The organism is Shewanella amazonensis SB2B, assembly GCF_000015245.1.
GTDB classification, from domain to species: domain Bacteria; phylum Pseudomonadota; class Gammaproteobacteria; order Enterobacterales; family Shewanellaceae; genus Shewanella; species Shewanella amazonensis.
The window spans coordinates 2,041,193-2,063,858 of sequence record NC_008700.1 but is presented as its reverse complement, the minus strand read 5'-3'; the positions used below and the strand labels follow the sequence as shown (position 1 = coordinate 2,063,858).

At 54.5% G+C, this 22,666-nt stretch carries 21 protein-coding genes; 15 read left to right on the top strand and 6 right to left on the bottom strand.

Annotated elements, in window-relative coordinates:
- Nucleotides 1-86 precede the first annotated feature (86 nt).
- Nucleotides 87-1,622 carry a fumarate hydratase gene (locus SAMA_RS08810; RefSeq protein ID WP_011759802.1) on the bottom strand — a complete coding sequence of 512 codons (1,536 nt, stop codon included), beginning with the start codon at nt 1,620-1,622 and terminating at the stop codon, nt 87-89.
- A 160-nt stretch (nt 1,623-1,782) separates the two neighbouring features.
- Between SAMA_RS08810 and pabB the strand changes: the two genes are divergently transcribed.
- Together pabB and SAMA_RS08800 are read left to right on the top strand one after the other, a co-directional pair.
- The gene (pabB, locus tag SAMA_RS08805; protein ID WP_011759801.1) at nt 1,783-3,198 is read left to right on the top strand and encodes an aminodeoxychorismate synthase component I; all 1,416 of its coding nucleotides are present in this window, start codon (nt 1,783-1,785) and stop codon (nt 3,196-3,198) included.
- 6 nt (nt 3,199-3,204) lie between these two features.
- Entirely contained in the window at nt 3,205-3,813 is a 609-nt protein-coding gene (locus tag SAMA_RS08800) for an NUDIX hydrolase (RefSeq protein ID WP_011759800.1), read from the top strand.
- A gap of 75 nt (nt 3,814-3,888) precedes the next feature.
- Here SAMA_RS08800 and SAMA_RS08795 read toward each other — a convergent pair whose 3' ends face one another.
- The gene (locus SAMA_RS08795; protein ID WP_011759799.1) at nt 3,889-4,224 is read right to left on the bottom strand and encodes a hypothetical protein; all 336 of its coding nucleotides are present in this window, start codon (nt 4,222-4,224) and stop codon (nt 3,889-3,891) included.
- A gap of 150 nt (nt 4,225-4,374) precedes the next feature.
- Here SAMA_RS08795 and asnS point away from each other — a divergent pair, with 150 nt between their 5' ends.
- Nucleotides 4,375-5,775 carry an asparagine--tRNA ligase gene (gene asnS / locus SAMA_RS08790; protein ID WP_011759798.1) on the top strand — a complete coding sequence of 467 codons (1,401 nt, stop codon included), beginning with the start codon at nt 4,375-4,377 and terminating at the stop codon, nt 5,773-5,775.
- 87 nt (nt 5,776-5,862) lie between these two features.
- Here the strand turns inward: asnS and SAMA_RS08785 are convergent, their stop codons facing one another.
- From SAMA_RS08785 to SAMA_RS08770, 4 genes are read right to left on the bottom strand one after another with little or no spacing between them, the layout of a single operon-like run.
- On the bottom strand, nt 5,863-6,777 hold the full coding sequence (locus tag SAMA_RS08785; RefSeq protein WP_011759797.1) for an FAD:protein FMN transferase: 915 nt from the start codon (nt 6,775-6,777) through the stop codon (nt 5,863-5,865).
- A 25-nt stretch (nt 6,778-6,802) separates the two neighbouring features.
- Nucleotides 6,803-8,188, bottom strand: coding sequence for a DUF3570 domain-containing protein (locus SAMA_RS08780; protein ID WP_232280528.1), 1,386 nt, complete (start codon nt 8,186-8,188; stop codon nt 6,803-6,805).
- 26 nt (nt 8,189-8,214) lie between these two features.
- Complete coding sequence (locus SAMA_RS08775; RefSeq protein WP_011759795.1) at nt 8,215-8,436, bottom strand: DUF4266 domain-containing protein; 222 nt, start codon at nt 8,434-8,436, stop codon at nt 8,215-8,217.
- Nucleotides 8,433-8,954, bottom strand: a complete 522-nt coding sequence (locus tag SAMA_RS08770; protein ID WP_011759794.1) for a TlpA disulfide reductase family protein — start codon at nt 8,952-8,954, stop codon at nt 8,433-8,435. Before SAMA_RS08770 ends, SAMA_RS08775 begins: the two co-directional genes overlap by 4 nt.
- Nucleotides 8,955-9,286: 332 nt before the next feature.
- On the opposite strand from SAMA_RS08770, the gene hyaA reads away from it, so the two are divergent.
- The 12 genes from hyaA (at nt 9,287) to SAMA_RS08710 (ending at nt 22,648) form a co-directional block, all read left to right on the top strand.
- On the top strand, nt 9,287-10,423 hold the full coding sequence (gene hyaA / locus SAMA_RS08765) for a nickel-dependent hydrogenase small subunit (RefSeq protein ID WP_011759793.1): 1,137 nt from the start codon (nt 9,287-9,289) through the stop codon (nt 10,421-10,423).
- 3 nt (nt 10,424-10,426) lie between these two features.
- Nucleotides 10,427-12,130, top strand: a complete 1,704-nt coding sequence (hyaB, locus tag SAMA_RS08760; RefSeq protein ID WP_011759792.1) for a nickel-dependent hydrogenase large subunit — start codon at nt 10,427-10,429, stop codon at nt 12,128-12,130.
- A 9-nt stretch (nt 12,131-12,139) separates the two neighbouring features.
- Complete coding sequence (gene cybH / locus SAMA_RS08755) at nt 12,140-12,856, top strand: Ni/Fe-hydrogenase, b-type cytochrome subunit (RefSeq protein WP_011759791.1); 717 nt, start codon at nt 12,140-12,142, stop codon at nt 12,854-12,856.
- 151 nt (nt 12,857-13,007) lie between these two features.
- The gene (locus SAMA_RS08750; RefSeq protein ID WP_011759790.1) at nt 13,008-13,565 is read left to right on the top strand and encodes a HyaD/HybD family hydrogenase maturation endopeptidase; all 558 of its coding nucleotides are present in this window, start codon (nt 13,008-13,010) and stop codon (nt 13,563-13,565) included.
- Complete coding sequence (locus SAMA_RS08745) at nt 13,552-15,360, top strand: hypothetical protein (RefSeq protein WP_011759789.1); 1,809 nt, start codon at nt 13,552-13,554, stop codon at nt 15,358-15,360. The genes SAMA_RS08750 and SAMA_RS08745 overlap by 14 nt, the downstream gene beginning before the upstream one ends.
- A gap of 29 nt (nt 15,361-15,389) precedes the next feature.
- On the top strand, nt 15,390-17,705 hold the full coding sequence (hypF, locus tag SAMA_RS08740) for a carbamoyltransferase HypF (protein WP_011759788.1): 2,316 nt from the start codon (nt 15,390-15,392) through the stop codon (nt 17,703-17,705).
- Between the two features lie 103 nt (nt 17,706-17,808).
- The gene (gene hypB / locus SAMA_RS08735; RefSeq protein WP_011759787.1) at nt 17,809-18,585 is read left to right on the top strand and encodes a hydrogenase nickel incorporation protein HypB; all 777 of its coding nucleotides are present in this window, start codon (nt 17,809-17,811) and stop codon (nt 18,583-18,585) included.
- Nucleotides 18,586-18,588: 3 nt separating this feature from the next.
- A complete protein-coding gene (locus SAMA_RS08730) occupies nt 18,589-18,849 on the top strand; it encodes a HypC/HybG/HupF family hydrogenase formation chaperone (RefSeq protein WP_011759786.1) in 261 nt (86 codons plus the stop codon).
- The gene (gene hypD / locus SAMA_RS08725) at nt 18,827-19,987 is read left to right on the top strand and encodes a hydrogenase formation protein HypD (protein WP_011759785.1); all 1,161 of its coding nucleotides are present in this window, start codon (nt 18,827-18,829) and stop codon (nt 19,985-19,987) included. Before SAMA_RS08730 ends, hypD begins: the two co-directional genes overlap by 23 nt.
- Complete coding sequence (gene hypE, locus SAMA_RS08720) at nt 19,977-20,981, top strand: hydrogenase expression/formation protein HypE (protein ID WP_011759784.1); 1,005 nt, start codon at nt 19,977-19,979, stop codon at nt 20,979-20,981. The genes hypD and hypE overlap by 11 nt, the downstream gene beginning before the upstream one ends.
- Nucleotides 20,981-21,346, top strand: a complete 366-nt coding sequence (locus tag SAMA_RS08715; protein WP_011759783.1) for a hydrogenase maturation nickel metallochaperone HypA/HybF — start codon at nt 20,981-20,983, stop codon at nt 21,344-21,346. Before hypE ends, SAMA_RS08715 begins: the two co-directional genes overlap by 1 nt.
- A 231-nt stretch (nt 21,347-21,577) precedes the next feature.
- The gene (locus tag SAMA_RS08710; protein ID WP_011759782.1) at nt 21,578-22,648 is read left to right on the top strand and encodes a GGDEF domain-containing protein; all 1,071 of its coding nucleotides are present in this window, start codon (nt 21,578-21,580) and stop codon (nt 22,646-22,648) included.
- The last annotated feature ends 18 nt before the right edge of the window (nt 22,649-22,666 follow it).

The following is a 22,666-nucleotide window of genomic DNA, read 5'->3' as shown; positions in this document are numbered from 1 at the left end:
AAAGACACCTTAATCCAAAGACAAGGGCCCGGACAAGTGTGTCTGGGCCCTTTTCAATTATGGATTTGTATCAAAATTCAACGCTATTACGCCTTGGCGTTCTGGATGTTCACTTTCCAGATGGCCGGACCTGTCTCGTGGGCGTTTACACCCTGAGTGTCCACTGCCACGGTCACAGGCATATCCTGCACGTCAAACTCGTAGATGGCTTCCATACCCAAATCTTCAAAGGCCACCACACGGGCGTGTTTAATGGCTTTGGACACCAGGTAGGCTGCGCCGCCAACGGCCATCAGGTAAACCGCCTTGTGCTGCTTGATAGACTCTACGGTGGCAGGACCCCGTTCGGCCTTACCAATCATGCCCATCAGGCCGGTCTTATCCAACATCAGATCGGTAAATTTATCCATGCGGGTTGCCGTGGTTGGGCCCGCAGGACCCACCACTTCATCGCCTACCGGATCAACCGGGCCCACGTAGTAGATGAACTTGCCGGTGAAATCCACACCTTCCGGCAGGCCTTCGCCTGATTCAATCAGGGTTTGAATACGCTTGTGGGCTGCGTCACGGCCGGTGAGCATCTTACCGGACAGCAGCAGGGTATCGCCGCTCTTCCAGGTTTCGATGTCAGCCTGAGTCACTGTGTCCAGGTTGACGCGGCGCACGCTCTCACCCACTTCCCAGGTAATTTCCGGCCAGTCACTGAGGCTTGGCGGAGACAGGTCGGCAGGACCTGTACCATCCAGGTGGAAGTGCACGTGACGGGTCGCGGCGCAGTTGGGGATCATCACTACTGGCTTGGAGGCGGCGTGGGTAGGCGCGGATTTGATTTTCACATCCAGTACTGTGGTCAAACCGCCAAGGCCCTGGGCACCAATCCCCAGACCGTTGGCACGCTCAAAAATATCCAGACGCAGTTTTTCTTCTGCAGTTTCAGCGCCTTTGGCCATAAGCTCATGGATATCAATGCTTTCCATCAGGGCTTCTTTAGCCATCACGGCGGCTTTCTCGGCGGTACCACCAATACCTATGCCCAGCATACCGGGAGGACACCAGCCAGCGCCCATGGTTGGCAGCGTCTTTTCAACCCAGGCGGCGATATCGTCGGATGGGTTCAGCATCACCATCTTGGATTTGTTCTCGCTGCCGCCGCCCTTGGCCGCAATGGCCACTTCCACATGGTTACCTGGCACCATGTCGATATGCACCACGGAAGGCGTGTTGTCCTTGGTGTTTTTACGGGCGCCCGCAGGGTCGGCAACGATGGAGGCGCGCAGCGGGTTATCCGGGTTGGTGTAAGCGCGGCGAACGCCTTCATCCACCATCTGCTGCACTGTCATGTCGGTTTTGTCCCACTGTACACCCATGCCCACTTTCACAAAGCAGGTCACGATGCCGGTGTCCTGGCACAGAGGACGCTTGCCCTCGGCCGACATGCGGGAGTTAATCAGAATTTGAGCGATAGCGTCTTTGGCGGCGGCGCTCTGTTCACGCTCGTAGGCCTCAGCCATGGCATCGATAAAATCTTTAGGGTGGTAGTAGGAGATGTATTGCAGTGCATCCGCAACACTTTCAATAAAATCGGCCTGCTTGATCACGACCGGCGAGTGATTCTCTGACACGTTATGCTCCGACTCTCTCAGCTTTGTTGACAGCTCTATTTATAGGGAAGACCCAGCGCCCGTGGGACGAGGCCTGTTGTTTTGGTTAATCCTTTTTCGGCCAATATGATACTCTGTTGCAAATCTTTGGGCTACATCACAAGTTGAATAAGGTTAATCGATGTTTCCACCCCTGCCCACTCGTATAAATCATGCACAGCTCGCCGTAAAAACCCTCGATTGGACCGCATCCACCAGCGACATTTTTACCCCATTGGCCAGTCAGCCATGGTCAATGCTGCTTGACTCGGCCGATGCACCGCACATGGACGCCCACTGGGACATTTTGGTGGCAGCCCCTGTCGCTACGTTAAAAGTGTACGAGAGCCACTCCGAACTCACCTATGCAGGCAACACACTGAGACTGGACACCTCTGAGTGCCCTTTTTCACAGTTGCAATCGGTCCAGCATGCACTATTCAGCGTTCAAAAAAATACATCACTCCCCTTCGCCGGTGGCGCATTAGGCAGTTTTAACTATGATTTAGGCAGGCGCATTGAGCGACTACCCAGTACGGCTCTGGACGATATTAATCTGCCATTAGCCTGTATTGGCTTTTACGACTGGGCGCTTATGCGAAGCTATCAATCTGATTCATGGCAACTGGTACATTATCTCGGTGATGACGCATTAAACGAGACACTGGCATGGCTTGAGCAGCAGCGCGACTTTGCCCAAGCCGGGGCGGAGTCTAACACCAGCTTCTCGCTGCTGACGGAGTTTACCCCCCAAATCACCCGAGACCAGTACCAGCAAAAATTCAATCAGGTGCAATCTTATTTGGCGAGTGGTGACTGCTATCAGATAAACCTGACCCAAAGGTTCAGCGCTGATTATCAGGGAAGCGAGTGGCAGGCCTACCTCAAACTGCGTTCTGCCAATGTGGCGCCCTTCTCTGCCTTTGTCCGGCTTGAAGAAGGCGCCATTTTGTCCATCTCGCCGGAACGGTTTATCAAACTTGACGGCAGACAGGTGGAAACCAAGCCTATCAAGGGCACCTTGCCAAGATTGCCCGACCCGGACGCCGATAAAACCAATGCCATTTTGCTGAAAGCCTCGCCCAAAGACAGGGCCGAAAACCTGATGATTGTGGATCTGCTGCGAAATGATATTGGCCGGGTAGCAAGCCCGGGGAGTGTTCGGGTGCCCAAGCTTTTTGAAGTGGAAAGCTTCCCTGCCGTGCATCATTTGGTCAGTACAGTAACCGCGCAACTTGCCGAAAACAAAGATGCCTTTGATTTATTGAGAGCAGCCTTCCCGGGCGGCTCTATTACCGGCGCCCCCAAAATCCGCGCCATGGAAATTATTGAAGAGCTTGAGCCATCCCGGCGCAGCATTTACTGTGGCTCCATCGGTTATATCAGCCAGCACGGTAATATGGATACCAGCATCACCATACGCACCCTGGCGGCTGTCGATGGCAAACTGTACTGCTGGGCCGGTGGGGGCGTGGTGGCCGACTCAATTGCCGACAGCGAGTATCAGGAAACCTTCGACAAGATCAGCCGTATTCTACCGATACTGGAACAGGAATAATTGTTTATGCCCTTTAACGGCGCCGATGCCATTAGTGTTGACAAACTCAGGTTGCACTTTTCATTGCAGCCACTTCGTCATGCCATAGTGTCGGCCCCGCTGAAATCCAGGGTAAGAGAAGCGGCAGTACTGATGGCGCTTGAAGAGCTGAACGGTGAACTTCAGCTCATACTCACCACCCGCCCCACCCACCTTAAAGCCCATCCCGGTCAGGTGAGTTTTCCCGGCGGAAAAGTAGAGCCAAGCGATCTTAGCCCCACACATACGGCGTTCAGGGAAGCCGAAGAAGAAATCGGCCTGCGAAGTGAGAATTTAGAGCTCTTGGGCCAGTTCCCCACCCACAGAACCTTCACCGGCTTTGAAATCACCCCGGTGCTGGCACTTGTGAAAGACCCATTTGAGATAAAAATCGATCCCGGTGAAGTCGCTGAGTGTTTTCGGGTGCCACTGCACTTTTTTATGCAGGACAAACACAGACACATTAGGCAATTTCAGCGCCAGGGACATAGCTACCATGTGGTATTTATCCCCTGGGAAGGACGCCTTATTTGGGGCGCCACTGCAGCAATGATAGATTTACTCTGCCGTCACCTGAAAGACGGTGGCGCCATTTAACATCCTGCGGGAATAAAACGCGATTGGACTGAGTCAGTGGAGCGTGAGCACTCGGATGTATGCGCCGAAAATGCACTACACCCAAAAACTCATATAAAGGCCTGCGGCCAATGAAGAGAGTAACAACAAAGGAATATTAAACCAGTAACCCATGCGGCTGTGCTGCGCAACATAGACATTAAACAGCAGGCTCACCAGACTCACACCGCACACTATCCAGATGACCTGCTCCAGACGCAGGGTGAGCGACGGCTCCCAGAATAACCTTACGGTTGCACCTTTTGACAGGAAATAACCTACAGCACGATCAGGTCTTGCTTCGTGAAACAGCATCAAAGCCCATATCGCCAGCGCCCATCCCAAAATGGACAAACCCGCCAGCAGTAACTGGAAAATACGCAGTTTACTCATGGCTCACCTCCATTTGTGCAACCCGGCTCCACAAGATTGTGAATATATTCCGCAGCATACCTTTTTCAGCTTGAGAAAAGCCACCGGAAAGGTAATATAAACCTCCTTTTTGATTTTATATTACATGTTTCGTTGGAGATAAGCGCAGCAATGAGCATTGCATCTATCGCATCCGTATTTAAGGGTGATTTCGCCCCCGGTACCGAGATCACGGTACGCGGTTGGGTTCGTACCCGTCGGGATTCCAAGGCAGGGATCTCCTTCCTCGCCGTCTATGACGGCTCCTGTTTCGATGCCATTCAGGGCGTAGTGCCCAATGCTCTGTCCAATTATAATGACGAAGTGCTGAAGCTGACCGCTGGCTGCTCTGTGGAAATGACCGGTAATCTGGTGGAGTCTCCCGGCTCAGGCCAGGCATTCGAACTTCAGGCCACTGCCGTGAAAGTGACCGGCTGGGTAGACGATCCGGACACTTACCCCATGGCTGCCAAGCGCCACTCAATCGAGCACCTGCGCGACGTGGCTCACCTGCGTCCACGTACCAACATCATTGGTGCCGTGGCCCGTGTGCGTAACTGTCTGTCTCAGGCCATTCACCGCTTCTACCACGAGAATGGTTTTATTTGGGTATCCACTCCCATCATCACCGCCTCCGACTGTGAAGGCGCCGGTGAGATGTTCCGCGTCTCCACTCTGGACATGGAAAACCTGCCACGTACCGACGCTGGCAAAGTAGATTACGACCAGGACTTTTTCGGTAAAGAAGCCTTCCTGACCGTATCGGGTCAGCTGAACGGCGAAACTTACGCCTGTGCCCTGTCAAAAATCTACACCTTCGGCCCAACCTTCCGCGCCGAAAACTCCAACACCAGCCGTCACCTGGCGGAATTCTGGATGGTGGAGCCGGAAGTGGCCTTTGCCGATCTGAACGATATCGCCGGTCTGGCGGAATCCATGCTCAAGTACTGCTTCAATGCCGTACTGCAAGAGCGCATGGACGATATGAAGTTCTTCGCCGAGCGTGTAGATGGCAGTGTTATCGATCGTCTGCAAAGTTTTGTGAGCAGCGACTTTGCCCAGGTTGATTACACCGACGCCGTTGAAATCCTGCAAAACTGCGGTAAGACCTTCGAATATCCCGTTGAGTGGGGTATCGATCTGCAGTCTGAGCACGAGCGTTATCTGGCCGAAGAGCACTTCAAAGCCCCTGTGGTAGTGAAGAACTATCCAAAAGACATCAAAGCCTTCTACATGCGCCTCAACGAAGATGGCAAGACAGTCGCGGCCATGGATGTACTGGCACCCGGCATCGGTGAAATCATCGGTGGCTCCCAGCGTGAAGAGCGACTGGACGTACTGGATGCCCGCCTCGAAGAGATGAACCTGTCGAAAGAAGACTACTGGTGGTACCGTGATCTGCGCCGTTATGGCACAGTGCCACATGCCGGTTTCGGTCTGGGCTTCGAGCGTCTGGTCTCTTACGTGACCGGTGTGGGTAACATCCGTGATGTGATCCCATTCCCACGTGCACCACGCAGCGCTAACTTCTAATAGCGTACAAGCAATTAGCGAAAAAATGATAAAGCCGCCTTATGGGCGGCTTTTCTATTTATGTTTCCTGCTCCCCAACAATCACACTCAGCGCTGCACCAGATAAACAAGGCCTTCGCCCCTTAAAAAATCCTCAGCACCCTCGCCCTTTAGCATGGCCATGGTAGACAACATTCCCGCGGCCGACGCACTGGGCGCCAGTACCGTGACAGAACGCGGCGAATCCGGCACCGGATAACCGGTTTTGGGTGACAGGATATGGCCAACACGCTTACCGTCCACCAGCACAAAGCGCTTGGTATCACCGCTGGTTGCAAGGCCGCCACCGGGGAACGCGATAAGACCCGAAGCTTCTGCCTTGAGCAGATCAGAGTCACATTTGGCATGGACCCCTTCAACCCCAATCTGCCAGGGGTATCGGCTTGCGGCTATATCACCGCCAAGGTTTACCAGCACAGCAACATCAAGTCCGCGGTCCCGGGCCTGGCGTTCTATCAAAAGCAGCGCTCTGTCGGCAGCATACTCTTTGGCAATCCCCCCAAAATCGAGGCTCATGCCAGCGGGAAGCCAGAGGGAATTGTTTTCGATCCCCAACCGTTCAAAGCCAATGTGGTCGAGTGCCGCCTTTATCTGCGCCTCTTGCGGGAAACACTCATTGTTAAGGCCATGATGTTTAAAGCCAAACCGCCACAGCTGTTGCAGTGGTGCTGTGGTGACATCAAAAAGCCCGCCTGAAAGCCTGAAGCAGTCGGCAGCGAATTTAAGCAGCCCATCAGTCTCGGGATCAATGGGGATGTGGCTGCCAGCGAGACCGTTGATGCGACTAAGCTCGCTCTCGGGTCTATAGCGGCTGAACTTGGCTTCGATGCGCCGCACTTCGGCGATGGCAAGTTCGGCAAAGGTGTTGGCCTGTGCGTCACTGGCGCCGATAAACAGCAGTTCACAGTCACTCGCCATGGCGCTGAAGTGTATCCGCCTAGTAATCGCTTTGCTGCCTGCCATAAGACTTAATTCCACGACATAATACTTAACGCCACGAGTAGTTAAGCTGCAACATGGCGGCATTAAGCTCAGGGTACACATCAAGCCCCTGCAGTCCTTCAAGGCTGGATACCTCACCACTTGGGAGCTGGCGATAATACTCGAGGCGAAGCGCAATCTCATCGCCATCTTTAAGGCGCCAGCCGGTTTTTAGCCCTATCGTCCAGGTGTCCATGTCACCGATGCGGTAATCGGCGCTGATATGCGGTGAGACAACCTCGCCCTGCAAAAGATAAGGCGTAAAGAAATCCACGCCCTGCTGGCGATAGCCCCGCAAATGAAACTGCAGATAAGGCCCCGTTTTGGTGCTGAAATAGTGGCGATAGCGACCTTCTACGGTGTGGGAGTCCAGGCCCCAATCATCGTGGGTATAGCGGTAAGAGTACTCTGCCACGCCGCGCTTGAATGCTGTTTTACCGAGCACAAATGCGCTTTGCTTTAATCGGCTGTCAGGCCGGGATTCATAGAGGTAATGGCTGGCGTTGCCGTCGGTATCCAACACAGACACCAGCTTATAGGGGTCATTCAAATAGCCACTGGAATAACCAAGGCCATAGTTAAATTGCACCAAGGTGGATTTGGTCAGTATTTGGGTCACACCAAGCATCATTTCAGCAATACGCTTATCGCCCACGCCCTGCTGACGGCTTAAATCAAATGCCTGCCAGAAAGCCTCGTCATTGGCAAAGTCTTTACGGATGGCCATCGTACTTAAGGGCACAGGCCTGCCGCCGACGGCATCAAACAAGTCGTAACCAAGCGCGCCGGAGAGGCTTAAGGTAGTGTTGTCCTTAAAAAAGCCCCAATCTATGCCGCCATTTATACCAAGTGATAAATAGTCGAACTCTTTGGAGCCATAGACGGCGGCATTAACCTTAGTGGCGCTATCCAGCGTCTTCTGCCAGCCACCGGAGAGAGATAGCCGGGTATCCTGAAAGGTGTCATCCAGCGGGGTTTCGCCTGCTGCTACCTGATATTCGCCCTTGCCGGAAGGCCTTGTAAAGGTTTGAGCCCACTGCTGCGCGACTGCGCCTGACGCAGAAGCACCTGATAAACTGTCGAGCACAATTTTGGCGTTAATCGATTCGCTGTCGGAGAGTGCCTTCACGCCGGACACCACCCCCTCTATGGCCTGCACCCGGGCATCTTCGCGGTACCACAACAGCGCCGCATCGATTTCCCAGCCGTCGATTAACCGGGTGAGCAGACTGTCATCTTCGCTATGAGACGCCTGCTTTACCGCTTCAGCCGAGTTAATCGCTGGCGTTTCGGTGGCAGCCGCATCAAAGCCTATCATGGCAAGGCTTGAGAGGCAGACCGCCGCCGCAATACCGGATTGGCAAAGACGCGTTTGCCCTGCTGGCTCAGCCACACACCCGTCATCTGGCGATGTCGACACTAATTGCATCCGCAGCCGCCTCCGCCAAAGCTCCTGCCACCGCTGGCACCTTCTTTACTGAAATACACATGGTCATCCAACGACAAATCCAATGCCTCGGCGCCAAGCTGCATATCTTCCCGGGCAAACTCGCCCTTTTCCCATGGCTGCAGCGCCGTGCAACCTGCCAGCAGCATCAGGGTTAAGGCAGCAAGCATGCGTGCCATGGTTTGACGCTTCATTCTGGCTGCTCCAATAAAGTCACAAGTTCGGCTTCATATTCAGCCGCCTTCTCGGTGAAAAAGCCCACGTGGGTCGCGACGAGTTTACCCGAACGGTCAAATACAAAACTCGAAGGCATCCCCAGCAAGTCAAAGCGCCTTGCTACCTCGCCTTGGCTGTCATAGCCAATGATGAACTGAGGTTTAAGGTCATCCAGAAACGGTTTGGCATCCTGACTGTCGGTATCCAGGTTGATGGCTATCACCGCAAGCCCCTTTTCCTGATAGCGGCGGTGCATCTCATTCATCCAGGGGAAGGACTTTCGGCATGGCCCACACCAGGACGCCCAAAAATCCACATACACGACCTTGCCGCGATAGTCACTCAGGCTAAATGCCGTGCCACTCTCATCCACAATACTGTGTTCAAGACTCGGCGTGGCATAGCTGCTGAACGGCAAGCCAAGAAATAACAGGGCGGCACAGAGAAATAGACTCAGCGTCGTTGGCAATCGGTTGGCAGGCATAACAAGGTTCATAAGCGGCTCTACTGTAGACTACGAGGGTAGGTTATTGTGTTTTCATTAGCTTAAGGATTTCGTGAGCATCCGGGAAGCCCCCCGGTTGCTCACGAAATCCCGAGATATGGCGCGGCAAAATGCCGCCAAAGTGCGACATTTTGACTCACTCAAAAATCAAAAGCATGACACACCTCATGTTACCAAGATGTCAAAGCTCTGTATCAGCACACGTTAGGTAAAAGCTTGACGTGTATCAATATGATGACGAAGCCCCCTTCCTACACTTTTCCTGAAATGTCGTGCATGCCAAAAGCATGTTTACAACTTAAAAACAAAAAAAGGTCGTCACCATGGATACACATGCAGCCCTCTACGAGCAAGGAAAGCAGCGACTTGAAACGCTGCGTTCCCTGCCAAGGCGCCATGAGGAGACCATCTTTGACAAGATGGCTCAACATGGCATTACCCGTCGTGATTTTATGAAGTGGAGCGCCTCGGTTACCGCCATGCTGGCGCTGCCGTTGCCCTTCTCTACCCTGGTGGCCGAAGCGGCCGAACTGGCAGACCGCGTGCCACTGATTTGGCTGCACATGGCCGAATGTACCGGCTGCTCTGAGTCGCTGGTACGCGCCGACACGCCAAATCTCGACTCCCTAATCTTCGACCATATCAGCCTCGAATACCACGAGACTCTGATGGCCGCTGCCGGTTGGCAAGCCGAGGAAAACCTCGAACACGCCCTGGAAACCTACAAAGGCAATTATCTGCTGGCAGTGGAAGGCGCCGTCCCCACCGCCAATAACGGTGCTTTCCTGACCGTGGGTTGTAAAGGTCACACCGGGCTTGAAATCATCAAGCATGCGGCCGATGGCGCGGCAGCCATTGTATCCGTGGGTACCTGCGCCTCCTTCGGCGGCGTTCAGGCTGCCTACCCCAACCCCACCGGGGCCAAAGGGGTACACGAAGTTGTCAGCAAGCCTGTGATTAACCTGGGCGGCTGTCCACCGAGTGAGAAAAATATTGTTGGCACCCTGATGTATTTCATCATGTTCGGCAAGCTGCCGGCACTGGATATGTTTAATCGTCCCAAGTGGGCCTATGGCGCCCGGGTACACGATAACTGTGAACGTCGTGGCCGCTTTGATGCCGGTGAGTTTGTTGAAGAGTTTGGCGATCACGGCGCCAAAGAAGGCTACTGCCTCTACAAGGTTGGCTGTAAAGGCCCTTACACCTACAACAACTGCCCCACAGAACGCTTCAATCATCATACCAGCTGGCCGGTACTCGCGGGCCACGGCTGTATGGGCTGCTCTGAGCCAAACTTCTGGGACGACATGGCCGACTTTGAGAAGCCACTTGGCCGGCAACTGCTGCACGGGCTTGATGCCACGGCCGACACCATAGGCGCCGTCATTCTCGGTGCCACTGTTGTCGGTATCGGCGCCCATGCCGTTGCCAGTGTATTTGCGCAAGCCAAAGAGGACTAAATCATGAGCCAACGTGTTGTTATCGATCCCATCACCCGTATCGAGGGCCATTTGCGCGTCGAGGTCGAGGTAGATGAGAACAATGTGATTCAGAACGCCTGGTCCTCTTCCACCCTGTGGCGCGGCATTGAGGTTATCCTTAAGGGCCGTACGCCCATGGACGTGGGCCTGATTGTGCAGCGTATTTGCGGTGTGTGTACCTATTCCCACTATCGCTGTGGTACAGAAGCGGTGGAAAACGCCCTCGGGGTAAAAATTCCACTCAACGCCAAGTACCTGCGTTCACTGATGCAAACGTCGCTCTATATGCACGACCATATAGTGCACTTCTATCACCTCCATGGTCTCGATTGGGTGGATGTGGTGTCTGCACTCAGTGCCGACCCAGCCAAGGCCGCTCAGGTGGCGCTCAAGTACACCGATAAGCCTATCGCGGCCGGTGAAGGTGAGCTTCGCGCCGTGCAGGAGCGGGTGAAAGGCTTTGTGGAAAAAGGCCAGCTTGGCCCCTTCGCCAATGCCTACTGGGGCAATGGCACCTATAAGTTTACCCCCGAGCAAAACCTGATTGCCCTGTCCCACTACCTCAAAGCGCTGGAAGTGCAGCGCGTGGCGGCTGAAATGCTCGCCATCTTTGGTGGTAAGCAGCCTCACCCACAATCTCTGGTGGTGGGCGGCGTGACCTCAGTACGTGACATGTTAAGCCCTGCCCGTCTGCAGGAATGGAAGCAAAAACATGCCTATGTGACCGACTTTATCAAACGTGCTTATCAGGCCGATATTGTCATGGCTGCTGAAGCCTTCGGTACTGAGCCTTCAGTGCTTGGCGGCGTGAACGTGAAAAACTTCCTGGCCACAGATGACTTCGTCCTAGCCGATGGCGAGTACATGTTTAACGGCGGCGTGATAATGAACGGTGACCTGGCCGGTGTCAGCGACATCAACCCGGATTTGATTGCCGAAGACGTCACCCACGCCTGGTACAGTGCCGACAACGCCCAGCACCCCTATGATGGCACTACAGTGCCTAACTATACGGGCTTTGTGGAGCGTGACACCGTGTACGGCAAACTGCCTACCCTCGATGGTGACGGCAAGTACTCCTGGGTGAAGTCGCCACGCTATAACGGCGAGCCTGTGGAAGTGGGTCCACTCTCCAGCCTGCTGGTCAGTTACGCCCGTGGCAACAAGGTGGTCGTGGATGCCGTTAACGGTCTTCTCGCCCGCACTGGCCTGCCTGTGGAAGCGTTGTTCACCACTCTTGGCCGCACTGCGGCGCGCATGCTGCAAACCGTGATAGTGGCCGATGAAGGTCTGCGTACCTTCGATGCTCTGCTGACCAACATTCAGTCAGACGAAGCCACCTATGTGAAGCCTGAAATCGATGCCAACAAAGAGTACGTTGGTCACGCCATGATTGAAGCGCCTCGCGGTATGCTGAGTCACTGGATCCGCATCAAGGGCGGTAAAGTCGAAAACTATCAGGCTGTGGTGCCCACCACCTGGAATGCGGGTCCCAAGGATGCCAACGGCAAGATAGGCCCTTATGAGGCATCGCTGATTGGCTTAAAGCTTGAGGACCCCACCAAACCGCTGGAGGTCATCCGCATCATCCACTCCTTCGACCCCTGCATGGCTTGCTCGGTACACGTAATGGACTTCAAGGGTGCAAGCCTGTCAGAGTTCAAGGTGTCACCAAACGGGCTCTAAGGAGGCAGTATGAACACCCAAGTTAATACGCCGCCTGCGGGCGGCAAGCATGACACGAAGCACGAGGTGCATACCGGAGGGTACCAGCGGGAGTTTATCTTCACTGCCGCTATCCGACTCTTCCACTGGCTAAGGGCGCTGGCGATTTTGATCCTGGTTATCACAGGTTTCTACCTTGCCTGGCCATTTTTGGTGGCACCTGACTCCAGCGATGTACTGGTTCAGGGCTGGGTACGGTTTGGTCACCTGGTGTTCGGCTTTGTGCTGTGCGCCGTGACCCTGGCCCGCGCTTATCTGTTCTTTTTCAGTAAGCACGATATTGAGCGGCGATCCATCCGCGACGTGCTCAGCATCAACAGCTGGATTACCCAACTTAAGTCCTACCTCTGGATGGGTAAGCTGAACAAGGCGGGGGTGTATGGACCACTGCAATTTGTGACCTACTTTGCGATTTCGGTGATTGCCGGCGCAATCTGTGTCACAGGGCTGATACTGTATGCCAATGTTTATCATGAAGGCATGGGTGGCATGCTCTGGGGCATGGCGAGCACCCTGACCGCCTGGATGGGTGGCCTTGCCGAAGTGCGGCTGTGGCATCATTACTTTACCTGGGTATTTATTGTATTCGTGGTCATCCACGTTTACATGGCTGTGTGGACTGGCATTCGCTTTAAGCACAACTCGGTAGACTCCATCGTCTCCGGATATGACTACCACAAGCATTAATCCGCGTAATGATGACTTTGCGCCATACCACAAGGGAAACCGGCGGTATGGCGCACCTTACCCCCGCAGGCATTGCTATCCCGACTATTACCCGGCGCCTTTGTAACAATTTCGGTGCAGCCCTCGTTGCGAGGCAATTGGAGGACAAAGGATGAAAGTCCTGCTACTCGGCATTGGCAATATACTCTTCGCCGACGAAGGCGTAGGCGTACACTTTGTCAATTATATATCTGAAAATTATCGCTTTACCCACCCGCTCCACTCCCTTGATATTCTCGATGGCGGTACTCTGGCCCAGGGCCTGACTCCCATTATTGCCAAATACGACCATTTGATTGTGTGTGATACGGTCAACGCTCCCGGGGTTTCACCCGGCGAAGTCTATTTTTTTGATTTTGATGCAGCGCCCGCTGAAATTGACTGGCAAGGCAGCGCCCACGAAGTCGAAATGCTGCAAACACTCACCATGATGGAGATGCTGGGCGACCGGCCGAAAACCTTTGTACTGGGTGTCACCCCTACCGTGCTGGAACCCATGCATCTGGGACTTACCGAGGCACTTGGCAGCGCTATTCCGGTAATGGAACAGGCGCTGATTAACCACCTGAAGCAATTGGGTTTCCAGTCTGAACGCATCGCCAATAAACCCATTACCAGTTTTTACCAAGACGGGATCACCCGCGAGGTATCAGTGGATGAAAACCATTAGTTTTGAATTTGTCACATCCCGGGCCGTGCCCTTTTATCATCAAACTCTGGCTGCACTGGTAAACCAAGGCGCGCCCAATGTTGAGCTTAGCGCCCGGATCAAGGAGCCAGAGTCGACTGTCGACAAAGCTGAGGCCGACCACTGGTGCTATCAGTTGTTGGCAAGCGGCCAGCAGTCCCACCTCGAAGCCTTTGCCGACGAACTCGCCACCAAGTTTCCCCTGTCATGCTTTTTGTTGGACGCCAGGGTGAAAGCCTTGACACAAGAAGCAATTGAATCACTATCAGAGCCCGATCCATTGGGAAATGAAGCGCGTTTTGGCACAGCTGACTATGAATACAGTCTGCCGTTTTGTGGCCACTGTTTTCCAAGACTCGGCGACAACCAAAGCCCCGAGTTCGGACTGGTTTCCCTGAGCTGTCCCCATTGTCACGGAGAGCAGCAACTGCCAGCGGCGGCGCCAACGCTGGATGAACTCAAACAGCTTGCAGCCAGCCTGATAGCCGATGGCAGTCTGGCCCTTGACGGCAAAACCTATCAGCTGTCGGGCTATACCGCTGGCAGCAGTGTGTTATTTACCAATCCCAATACCCTGAGCAGCCACCTGGCGGTTTCCGACGCTGACGTTCTGGCACTGTCCAGCATCGAAAAACCCCGCCTACGGCTACTGCCCACCAGTGAGCATCCACGCCTTAAAGCACCAAGTTATAGAGTGCGCTTTGCACAGAGTCGAATCGAACTGGTGCTGTGTGAACTTTTACGGGTAAAAGGCATCGATTGGCTTTATGTAAACAAAGACAATCCCACGGATATCTGCGCCGTCGATGGCCGCTGGCAGGTTATTTGTGAACCAGGGCCAAGAAGTCTCGGTTTATCCGGTATGCCGCTGCAAAATCAAGCCAGTGCAGCTGGCTATCTGGCCCATACCCATAAGGGTACAATTCGCATTACTCCCACGGGTTTTGCCAGTGTGAAGTCGCCGGCTCTGCTCGCCTTACGAGGTCAGCTGCAAGCCACTAACAAGAGCCTCGCCCATCACGCCAGCTTGTATCTGGGGGGAAAAGGTCCGTTGGAGATTGCCACTGTCGACGGTAACGGGAAAGAGGAAATCTTCTTTACCCAAACGCCGTTGCCAGAAAACGGCTATGAGATTTACCGTCTGCTGATGGAAAGCCCTCAGCGACAGGTGCTGGAAAAATTCAAGAGCCTCTATCCTCAGGAGTGCCTCTGTATGCTTGACCTTATCCTGTCGCCCACTGCAGAGCGCGGTAACTTGCAGGGGGTCTGGGCATTGGGTGCCTGCATTCTGGGGCTGGGACTCAATAAAGAAAAACCTTCTGTAGAATACCTTGCCGATGCCCTGGTGGCTGAAGCACAAAAGTTTCGTGGTCAAAGTGCGCCCCGCATCGATTACCCGCTGATCCGGGGTGAGGCCGTGCGTTCCTTCAACTGGTGTAAAACCCTGGGTACCCTGATGAGCTTCCGTCTTGCCGGCGATACGGATGCCCCCAAACTTGCGTTTGCCATGATGGACTCCCTTGCCGACTATCTGGCCAATTGGATTGAACATCTGGACTTGAATGTAGGAGTAAAGCAGGTGTATCTCAGTGGCAGTGAGCTTGCCAATCCTGTGCTCGCCAAACGTGTTTGGTTAAGACTGGGGAAAAACTTTCCCTTGCTTACCGCACCGGAGCTGGACCTGGATGGCAGTCTTTTTGCCCTTGGCAGCCTGTATACTGAAACTCCCAGACGTTTTGGCGCCCTTGGACGGGAAACGCATTCGCTTAAAGACTGACATCGAAAAATAAGGCAATACGGTAACCCATGAGTGTAAAGATAAGCCTTCACATCACCGGCATAGTTCAGGGGGTTGGGTTTCGGCCCCATGTATTTCGCCTCGCCCACGAGCTCGGGCTTGGCGGCAGTATCCGTAACGATGCTGAAGGCGTCTTTATTCGTTTGATGGGTGCCCAGCATAAAGTCGATGACTTCATTGAAAAGCTGCGCAGTGCCCCGCCGCCACTGGCGCGGATAGACGGTTTCACCCTGATAGCCGATGACGGTTCTGATCTTGACGAAACGCGCTTCGTGATTGAAGAAAGCCAGGCCGGCGGCGAGGCTCAGGTTGTGGTATCACCGGATAAAAGCATGTGTCCGGACTGCCTGGCTGATATCCGCAACCCAAGCGACAGGCACTACCGCTACCCCTTTACCAACTGCACCAACTGCGGCCCCCGCTACACCCTGATAAAAGCCTTGCCCTACGACAGAAAACACACCTCGATGGCGCACTTTGCCATGTGCGCTCAGTGTGAAGCCGAGTATAAAAATCCGCTGGACCGACGCTATCACGCCCAGCCGGTGAGTTGTCCAAACTGCGGGCCCAAGCTCAGTCTCACCGGTCCGGACGGCAGCCTTATCAGCAGCGATGCAGAGTTCTGTCTGGATGAGTGTGCGCGACTGTTAAAACAGGGCGCCATATTCGCTATCAAAGGGCTTGGCGGCTTTCATCTGGTGTGTGATGCCACCCATGAGGAGGCCGTAAGCAGCCTGCGAACGCGTAAAGTTCGCCCGGCTAAGCCCCTCGCAGTCATGGTCAAAGATATTGCCATGGCCAGAAGCTTCGCCGATGGCGCACAGGAGGAATGGCAACTGCTCTCTTCCCGGGAGCGCCCCATCGTCATTATGAAAAAAGCGGCTGAGCAGCATCGCGCAGTGCCAAAAGATACCCAGCACCGCGAACTTGCCGCCTCGGTGGCACCCGGCATCGACCGGATTGGACTTTTTTTACCCTACACACCACTGCATGCCTTGCTGCTGGACAGTGTTGACCGCCCGCTGGTCGCCACCAGCGCCAACCGCAGTGGTGAGCCAATCATCATAGCGGCTGTAGATATCCACCAAAAACTCGCAGGCGTGGTGGACTTTATTCTCGACCACGATCGCCCCATCGTATCGGGGTGTGATGACAGCGTGGTCCAATGGTGTGCCGGACAGCTCCAGGTTATCCGTCTCGCCAGAGGCTATGCGCCGCTGGCAATGCTCAGCCCTAAACCCAGCAAGTCCCATCTGATGGCGGTGGGGCCTCAGCAAAAAAATACCCTGGGATTTGGCCTTGGCCATAACCTCTTCTTAAGCCCCCATATCGGCGATCTCTTCAGTATTGAGGCCGAAGATTATTTTATTCGAACACTGGAGAGTTTTAAGCGCCTCTATCAGGTAGAGCCTGGCTGCGTGGTAGCCGACCATCACCCGGATTATGCCCCGAGCCGCTTTGCCCGGCGCTATGCCCAAAGTGGCGATCGCGCCATTGAACTGCTCACTGTGCAGCACCATTTTGCCCACATATTGTCGGTGATGGCGGCCAATTCCCGCAGCGAACCCGTTCTGGGATTCAGTTTTGATGGCACGGGTCTCGGTGACGATATGAGCCTGTGGGGCGGCGAAGTGCTGCTGTGCAGCGCAACCCACTTCGAGCGTCTCGGAGGACTGATGCCCTTTGCCCTGCCCGGCGGGGACAAGGCCAGCAGCGAACCCTGGCGGGTGCTGTTAAGCCTGCTCGCGGGTCATCTTTCGGCCTCACAGCTTCAGGGACTTCCCTGTTTTGCCCATTTAAGTCAGCCCATGCTGAACAACCACCTCAAAGTCATAGGGCGTCCCGGCACCTTGCAAAGCTCATCCATGGGAAGGCTCTTTGATGCGGCCGCCGCCTTGCTGGGTATCTGCCAACGAGTCGAGTTTGAAGGCCAGGCAGGCATGTTACTGGAAGCCTTTGCCGCCCGGGCAACCGGCCCCATCCCCACTCTGGTTCTGGAAGATAAACAGGGCCAGTGGGACGGTGCAGCGCTGCTGGTGTCTATGCTGGAGCAGATGGACACGTTGGATACCTCCCCAGAATGCCTGGCGAACGCTTTTATCAATGCCATCGCCGATGCCATCGCCGAGAAAGCGCGTCATTATCCCAATTTGCCCGTGGCACTGAGCGGCGGCGTGTTCCAAAGCCGCACTCTCGCCAATGCCACTGCCCAGAGGCTTTCACAACAAGGGCTTAAGCTGCTGCCATGGGGGCAGGTCCCGGTAAATGATGGTGGTATCGCCCTCGGCCAACTTTGGTACGCAGTTCACAGTTTTGGTCAATAAGTGCGCCAGATTGTCCCGTCATTCCGAAATGCTGACCCACATCAAACCTTTCGTTAATCAGCTGTATCAGAATTGTGCCAAATAGCTCAAGGAGACTCCCTACATGTGCCAGGACTGTGGCTGCTCATTACCGCGATTCGGGATGCAAGATACCCATCAGCACGCTCATGAACATCATGAGCTCACCACCAATCCCCAACTGAACGACGCCAAAACGCTGTCAGTTATCCATAAGATTCTGGATAAGAATGACGTGGAAGCGGCTCACAACCGCGGTCATTTCGAAGCCCATCAGATAAGCGCCTATAACCTGATGAGCAGTCCCGGCAGCGGTAAAACCACCTTGCTGGAGTGCTTGCATGAATATCTGGGACTGACCTACGGCGTGATTGAGGGCGATCTTGAGACCTCAAAAGATGCCGATCGCCTGCTGGCGAAAGGTATCCAGGCGGTGCAAATTCAAACCGGCAGCGCCTGCCATTTGGACGCCTTTATGGTCCATGGTGCCCTGCACCGTCTTACTCTGGATGAAGGCTCCATCGCCTTTATCGAAAACGTGGGCAATCTGGTGTGCCCGGCTAGCTATGATGTGGGTACCCATCGCAATATCGTGCTCTTATCCGTGCCTGAGGGTGACGACAAAATTGCAAAATACCCGGTGATGTTCCGCCGCGCGGATCTGGTTCTTATTACCAAGTCCGATCTCACGCCCTACTTTGACTTCAGTATTGAGAGCGCCAAAGAGAGCCTCAGAGCGCTCAATCCCCAGTGTGAAGTGATTGAATTGTCTGTCAAGGATGGTCGCGGCATGGACAGGCTCGCAACCTGGTTAAAGCAGGACCACAGCAGCCGCTATCATGCCGACGTTGGGGGAAATTGAGTTATGTGCCTTTCTGTCCCTTCTGAAGTGGTGGCACTGCATGACGATGAGCAGGCCATTACCGTCGATACCCTGGGGGTACGGCGAAAAGTCAGTCGTCATTTACTCAGCGATGAAATCCAAATCGGTGACTATGTGTTGATCCACATCGGCTTTGCGATGAATAAAATTGACAAAGAAGATGCTCTGGAGAGTCTTAAGCTTTATAAGGAAATTGTAGAAAAGCTGGAGGCAGAAAACCATGCCCAATCAAGCCATCAATGAACCTGATTCATCACTAAAACTGAAGTCCCTTTATGAAGGGTTTCGTGATGCAGGGACCATTCGGGCGCTGGCCGCACGGATAAACAGCGCGGCCCAAAATCTCTCTGAGCCGCTGTACATCATGGAGGTGTGCGGTGGCCATACCCACACCATCATGAAATACGGCCTGCTCGGCCTGATACCGGACAATGTGAAATTTATCCATGGTCCCGGCTGCCCTGTTTGTGTGATGCCCAAAGAACGCATCGATCAGGCCATCGCCCTGGCTAAGATGGACGATGTCATACTGCTGACCCTGGGCGACATGATCAGAGTCCCCGGCTCAAAAGGCAGCCTGGCACAGGCCAGAGCCAGTGGCGCTGATGTGCGCCCCCTGTACGATCCCCTGGATGCGCTTGCCATCGCCAGAGACAATCCCGACAAGACAGTGGTGTTTTTCGCCATTGGTTTTGAAACCTCCACTCCCATGACCGCAGTGCTGCTTCAGCAAGCCGAGCACGCCGCCCTGCCCAACCTGCTGTTTCATATCAATCATGTGCTGGTGCCCCCTGCCATCGATGCGGTGATGGCCGAGCCTGCCACCAAGGTGAATGCCTTTATCGGCCCTGCCCATGTGAGCGTGATAAGTGGCGCCAAAATCTATCGCCGGGCGGCAGACGTGCACCATACCCCTGTGGTGGTCAGCGGTTTTGAACCCGTGGATGTGATGGAATCCATTTTGCGATTGGTGGAGCTTAAAAATCTCACCGAATCCGTGGTTGACGTGCAGTACAGCCGCGCGGTGTCTGAGGAAGGTAACCTGACCGCCCAGGCGTTGGTGGACGAGTACTTTGAAGTGCGTGACAGCTTCCGCTGGCGCGGTCTGGGGCCCATTCCCCAGTCAGCCCTGAAACTCAAAGGCAAGTACGCCCACAGGGATGCCGAAATCCATTTTGGCGGGCGTTTACCCGTTCAGGAAATCGACGATCACAAGGCCTGCCAGTGTGGTGACATTCTGCGTGGTCTTGCCAACCCCATGGACTGCAAAGTCTTTGGCCGTGGCTGCACGCCCCAAACGCCCCTTGGCAGTTGCATGGTCAGCTCAGAAGGCGCCTGCAATGCCTATTACCGCTACCATGGAGTCCAGCATGTCGACTAACAGTATTCAGCTTGCCCACGGTGGCGGCGGCCTGGAAATGAATAAACTCATTCGTAACCTGTTTTTCAAGGCCTTTGATAATTGCATCCTGAGAAATGAAGAAGATGCCGCGCTGCTGAACCTGCAGGGCCCCACCGCCTTTACCACAGACTCTTTCACCGTATCACCGCTGTTTTTTGCCGGGGGCGACATAGGCAAGCTGGCCATTGCCGGTACGGTCAATGATTTGGCCATGATGGGCGCCGAGCCCCAGTATTTAAGCCTTGGGGTAATCATTGAAGAAGGCTTCCCCATGGCATCACTCGAAACCATAGTGGCCTCCATGGCCAGCGAGCTGAAAAAGTGCGGTGCTAAAATCGTCTGCGGCGATACCAAGGTGGTTCCCAAAGGCTGTGCCGATGGTCTCTTTTTAAACACCACAGGGGTGGGCCGTATTGTGAAACCGGGCTTGTCAGCCAAACGCCTGATGCCCGGTGATGCGATTCTGGTGTCCGGCGACATAGGACGCCACGGGGCGGCCATCCTGATGGCGCGGGAAGGACTGGAGCTGGAGTCCGGCCTTGTGAGCGACTGTGCCACCCTCTGGGGCGCAGTTGAGCAGCTCTTGGTGCATCCGTTCGATATCCATGCCATGCGCGACGCTACCCGGGGCGGACTTTCCGCCGTACTGAATGAGTGGGCCGCTGCCTCTGATGTGATGATTGAAGTCGACGAGGCTGCCGTTCCTGTGAGCGATGAAGTAAAAGGCCTGTGTGAACTCTACGGCTTTGAGGCCACAGATCTCGCCAATGAAGGCACCTTCGTCATGGCGCTGCCTGCCGCGCAGGCTGACGGTGCACTGGAGGTCCTCAAGCGCTTTGGCCATTGCGAGAATGCGGTCATCATAGGCCGCGTCGGTGAAAGCCCGGCCGGGCGAGTGATACTGCACACCCCATGGGGCAGTAACAGGTACCTCGACCTGCCCGCCGGTGAATTACTGCCAAGGATTTGCTGATGCATGAATTTTCCATCGTCCAGGCGCTGCTCGACAGCTGCGAGCAACATGCCCGCAGCGTCGGGGCAACTGGGATAAGTCGGGTCAGTATTCGCATTGGCGCCCTGAGTGGTGTCGAGCCCGCCCTGCTTGCCACGGCTTTTGATACCTTTAAGCTGGATGGTCGCTGCGCCAACGCCAGTCTGGACATGGAAATAGAACCCCTGAGGCTCGATTGCAATGAATGCGGTTACCAGGGCGAGGCAGATGGCCACAGGGTGTTGTGTCCAAAGTGTCAGAGTCCCTTCACCCGGGTAATCGGTGGTGAAGATATGTTGCTTTTACAGCTTGAACTCACTGGAACCGACCGGACAGAAGCTTACTGACATTCACGTGTGAATGGGTCTGCTGCGTGGGGCGACAGTCGCCCCTTTATCGGCGCACCTCGGTTGTTCCGCCTCCACACTAAAGCCATCGCACCACAATAATTCAATATATTTCGCTTTCTTACGAAGCTTTACCAGTTCGTTACTCTACCATCCCGCAAAAATCAGAAGCAATTCAGGTCATCCTTTCGTATAGTAACCTCAATCAAGACGTCAATCGGGTAACTCAGGGTGCAACTGGTCTGGCAGGTTCCCAAACGCGCAGCGCTGCTGTTTCATCTCGTGGCCATGGCAACCCTGGTGCTTTACTGCGCCTATCGTGTGTCCCTCGGACACTGGCCCATGGTGTTTATTTACGGCCTGTCACTCATCCCACTCACCCTGTCATTTGTAAAAGAACTCCGTGGTCAGGCAAGCCCGGTGAACCGTATGGTAACCCTGCTGTTGGTGTCCATTGGTATCGCAGCCACCTGCCTTGAAATTGGCTACGCCGGGATGATTTTTATCTTTCCCGCCATCTTCATTTATTTTTTTCTGTTTAATATCCGGGCAGCGCTGATGCTCTCGAGTGCATTTACCGCGCTGTGCCTCATCTGCGGCGCGCAGGTCGAGGCTAACGATGTGATAGCCCGCTTCGCCGTCGCCTCGGTCAATTGCATCATTTTTGGCGCAGTTTTCGCTTTCATCCTTGCGAAACAGCACGACTCTTTGGTGCAAATCGCCCAGCGCGATCCTCTTACGGGTTTGTTTAATCGAAGCAAACTGGAGTTGGATCTGGCTGCGCTCGCCCCGGCAACTCAGGCCATACTCATGCTGCTGGATGTAGACCATTTTAAAAGGATCAACGATGTACATGGTCATCAGATGGGTGATAAGGTGCTGACATCGTTGGGAAAGCTATTGGATGCCCTGCTGCCGGATGTGGCGACCGCCTACCGCTTTGGTGGTGAAGAGTTTCTGGTGCTGTTTAACCTGACAGAACCCTCTGCATTCAATGAGACTGCGCTCAATCTTGCCAAGACAACCGCCGGGCGGTTTCAGGCGGCATTGCGCTGTGTCGATGTGGTGCCCGGCAGCACCATTACCTGTTCCATCGGTATCGCCCAGCGGATCGCGGGCGAACATATTCCGCCCTGGTTTGACCGGGCAGATGCTGCCCTGTATCGCGCCAAGCGTTCAGGACGAGATCAGGTGTGTGTATTCGAAGAGACTTTTGACGCCGAAGACATCCCCATAAAAGACACAGTAACCGACTCAGATACGGCGATAGATGCCTTGGATACCGGGCTGGGTAACAAATAGTTGAGCATGCCATTGTAT

Bases quoted from the DNA above. Each gene is read 5' to 3' on its own strand.
- hypB (WP_011759787.1), top strand. From the start codon at position 17,809: ATGTGCCAGGACTGTGGCTGCTCATTACCGCGATTCGGGATGCAAGAT.
- hypD (WP_011759785.1), top strand. From the start codon at position 18,827: ATGCCCAATCAAGCCATCAATGAACCTGATTCATCACTAAAACTGAAG.
- SAMA_RS08730 (WP_011759786.1), top strand. From the start codon at position 18,589: ATGTGCCTTTCTGTCCCTTCTGAAGTGGTGGCACTGCATGACGATGAG.
- SAMA_RS08775 (WP_011759795.1), bottom strand. From the start codon at position 8,436: ATGAAGCGTCAAACCATGGCACGCATGCTTGCTGCCTTAACCCTGATG.
- asnS (WP_011759798.1), top strand. From the start codon at position 4,375: ATGAGCATTGCATCTATCGCATCCGTATTTAAGGGTGATTTCGCCCCC.
- hyaB (WP_011759792.1), top strand. From the start codon at position 10,427: ATGAGCCAACGTGTTGTTATCGATCCCATCACCCGTATCGAGGGCCAT.
- SAMA_RS08745 (WP_011759789.1), top strand. From the start codon at position 13,552: ATGAAAACCATTAGTTTTGAATTTGTCACATCCCGGGCCGTGCCCTTT.
- SAMA_RS08770 (WP_011759794.1), bottom strand. From the start codon at position 8,954: ATGAACCTTGTTATGCCTGCCAACCGATTGCCAACGACGCTGAGTCTA.
- SAMA_RS08715 (WP_011759783.1), top strand. From the start codon at position 20,981: ATGCATGAATTTTCCATCGTCCAGGCGCTGCTCGACAGCTGCGAGCAA.
- SAMA_RS08795 (WP_011759799.1), bottom strand. From the start codon at position 4,224: ATGAGTAAACTGCGTATTTTCCAGTTACTGCTGGCGGGTTTGTCCATT.
- hyaA (WP_011759793.1), top strand. From the start codon at position 9,287: ATGGATACACATGCAGCCCTCTACGAGCAAGGAAAGCAGCGACTTGAA.
- SAMA_RS08750 (WP_011759790.1), top strand. From the start codon at position 13,008: ATGAAAGTCCTGCTACTCGGCATTGGCAATATACTCTTCGCCGACGAA.
- hypF (WP_011759788.1), top strand. From the start codon at position 15,390: ATGAGTGTAAAGATAAGCCTTCACATCACCGGCATAGTTCAGGGGGTT.
- cybH (WP_011759791.1), top strand. From the start codon at position 12,140: ATGAACACCCAAGTTAATACGCCGCCTGCGGGCGGCAAGCATGACACG.
- pabB (WP_011759801.1), top strand. From the start codon at position 1,783: ATGTTTCCACCCCTGCCCACTCGTATAAATCATGCACAGCTCGCCGTA.
- hypE (WP_011759784.1), top strand. From the start codon at position 19,977: ATGTCGACTAACAGTATTCAGCTTGCCCACGGTGGCGGCGGCCTGGAA.
- SAMA_RS08800 (WP_011759800.1), top strand. From the start codon at position 3,205: ATGCCCTTTAACGGCGCCGATGCCATTAGTGTTGACAAACTCAGGTTG.
- SAMA_RS08785 (WP_011759797.1), bottom strand. From the start codon at position 6,777: ATGGCAGGCAGCAAAGCGATTACTAGGCGGATACACTTCAGCGCCATG.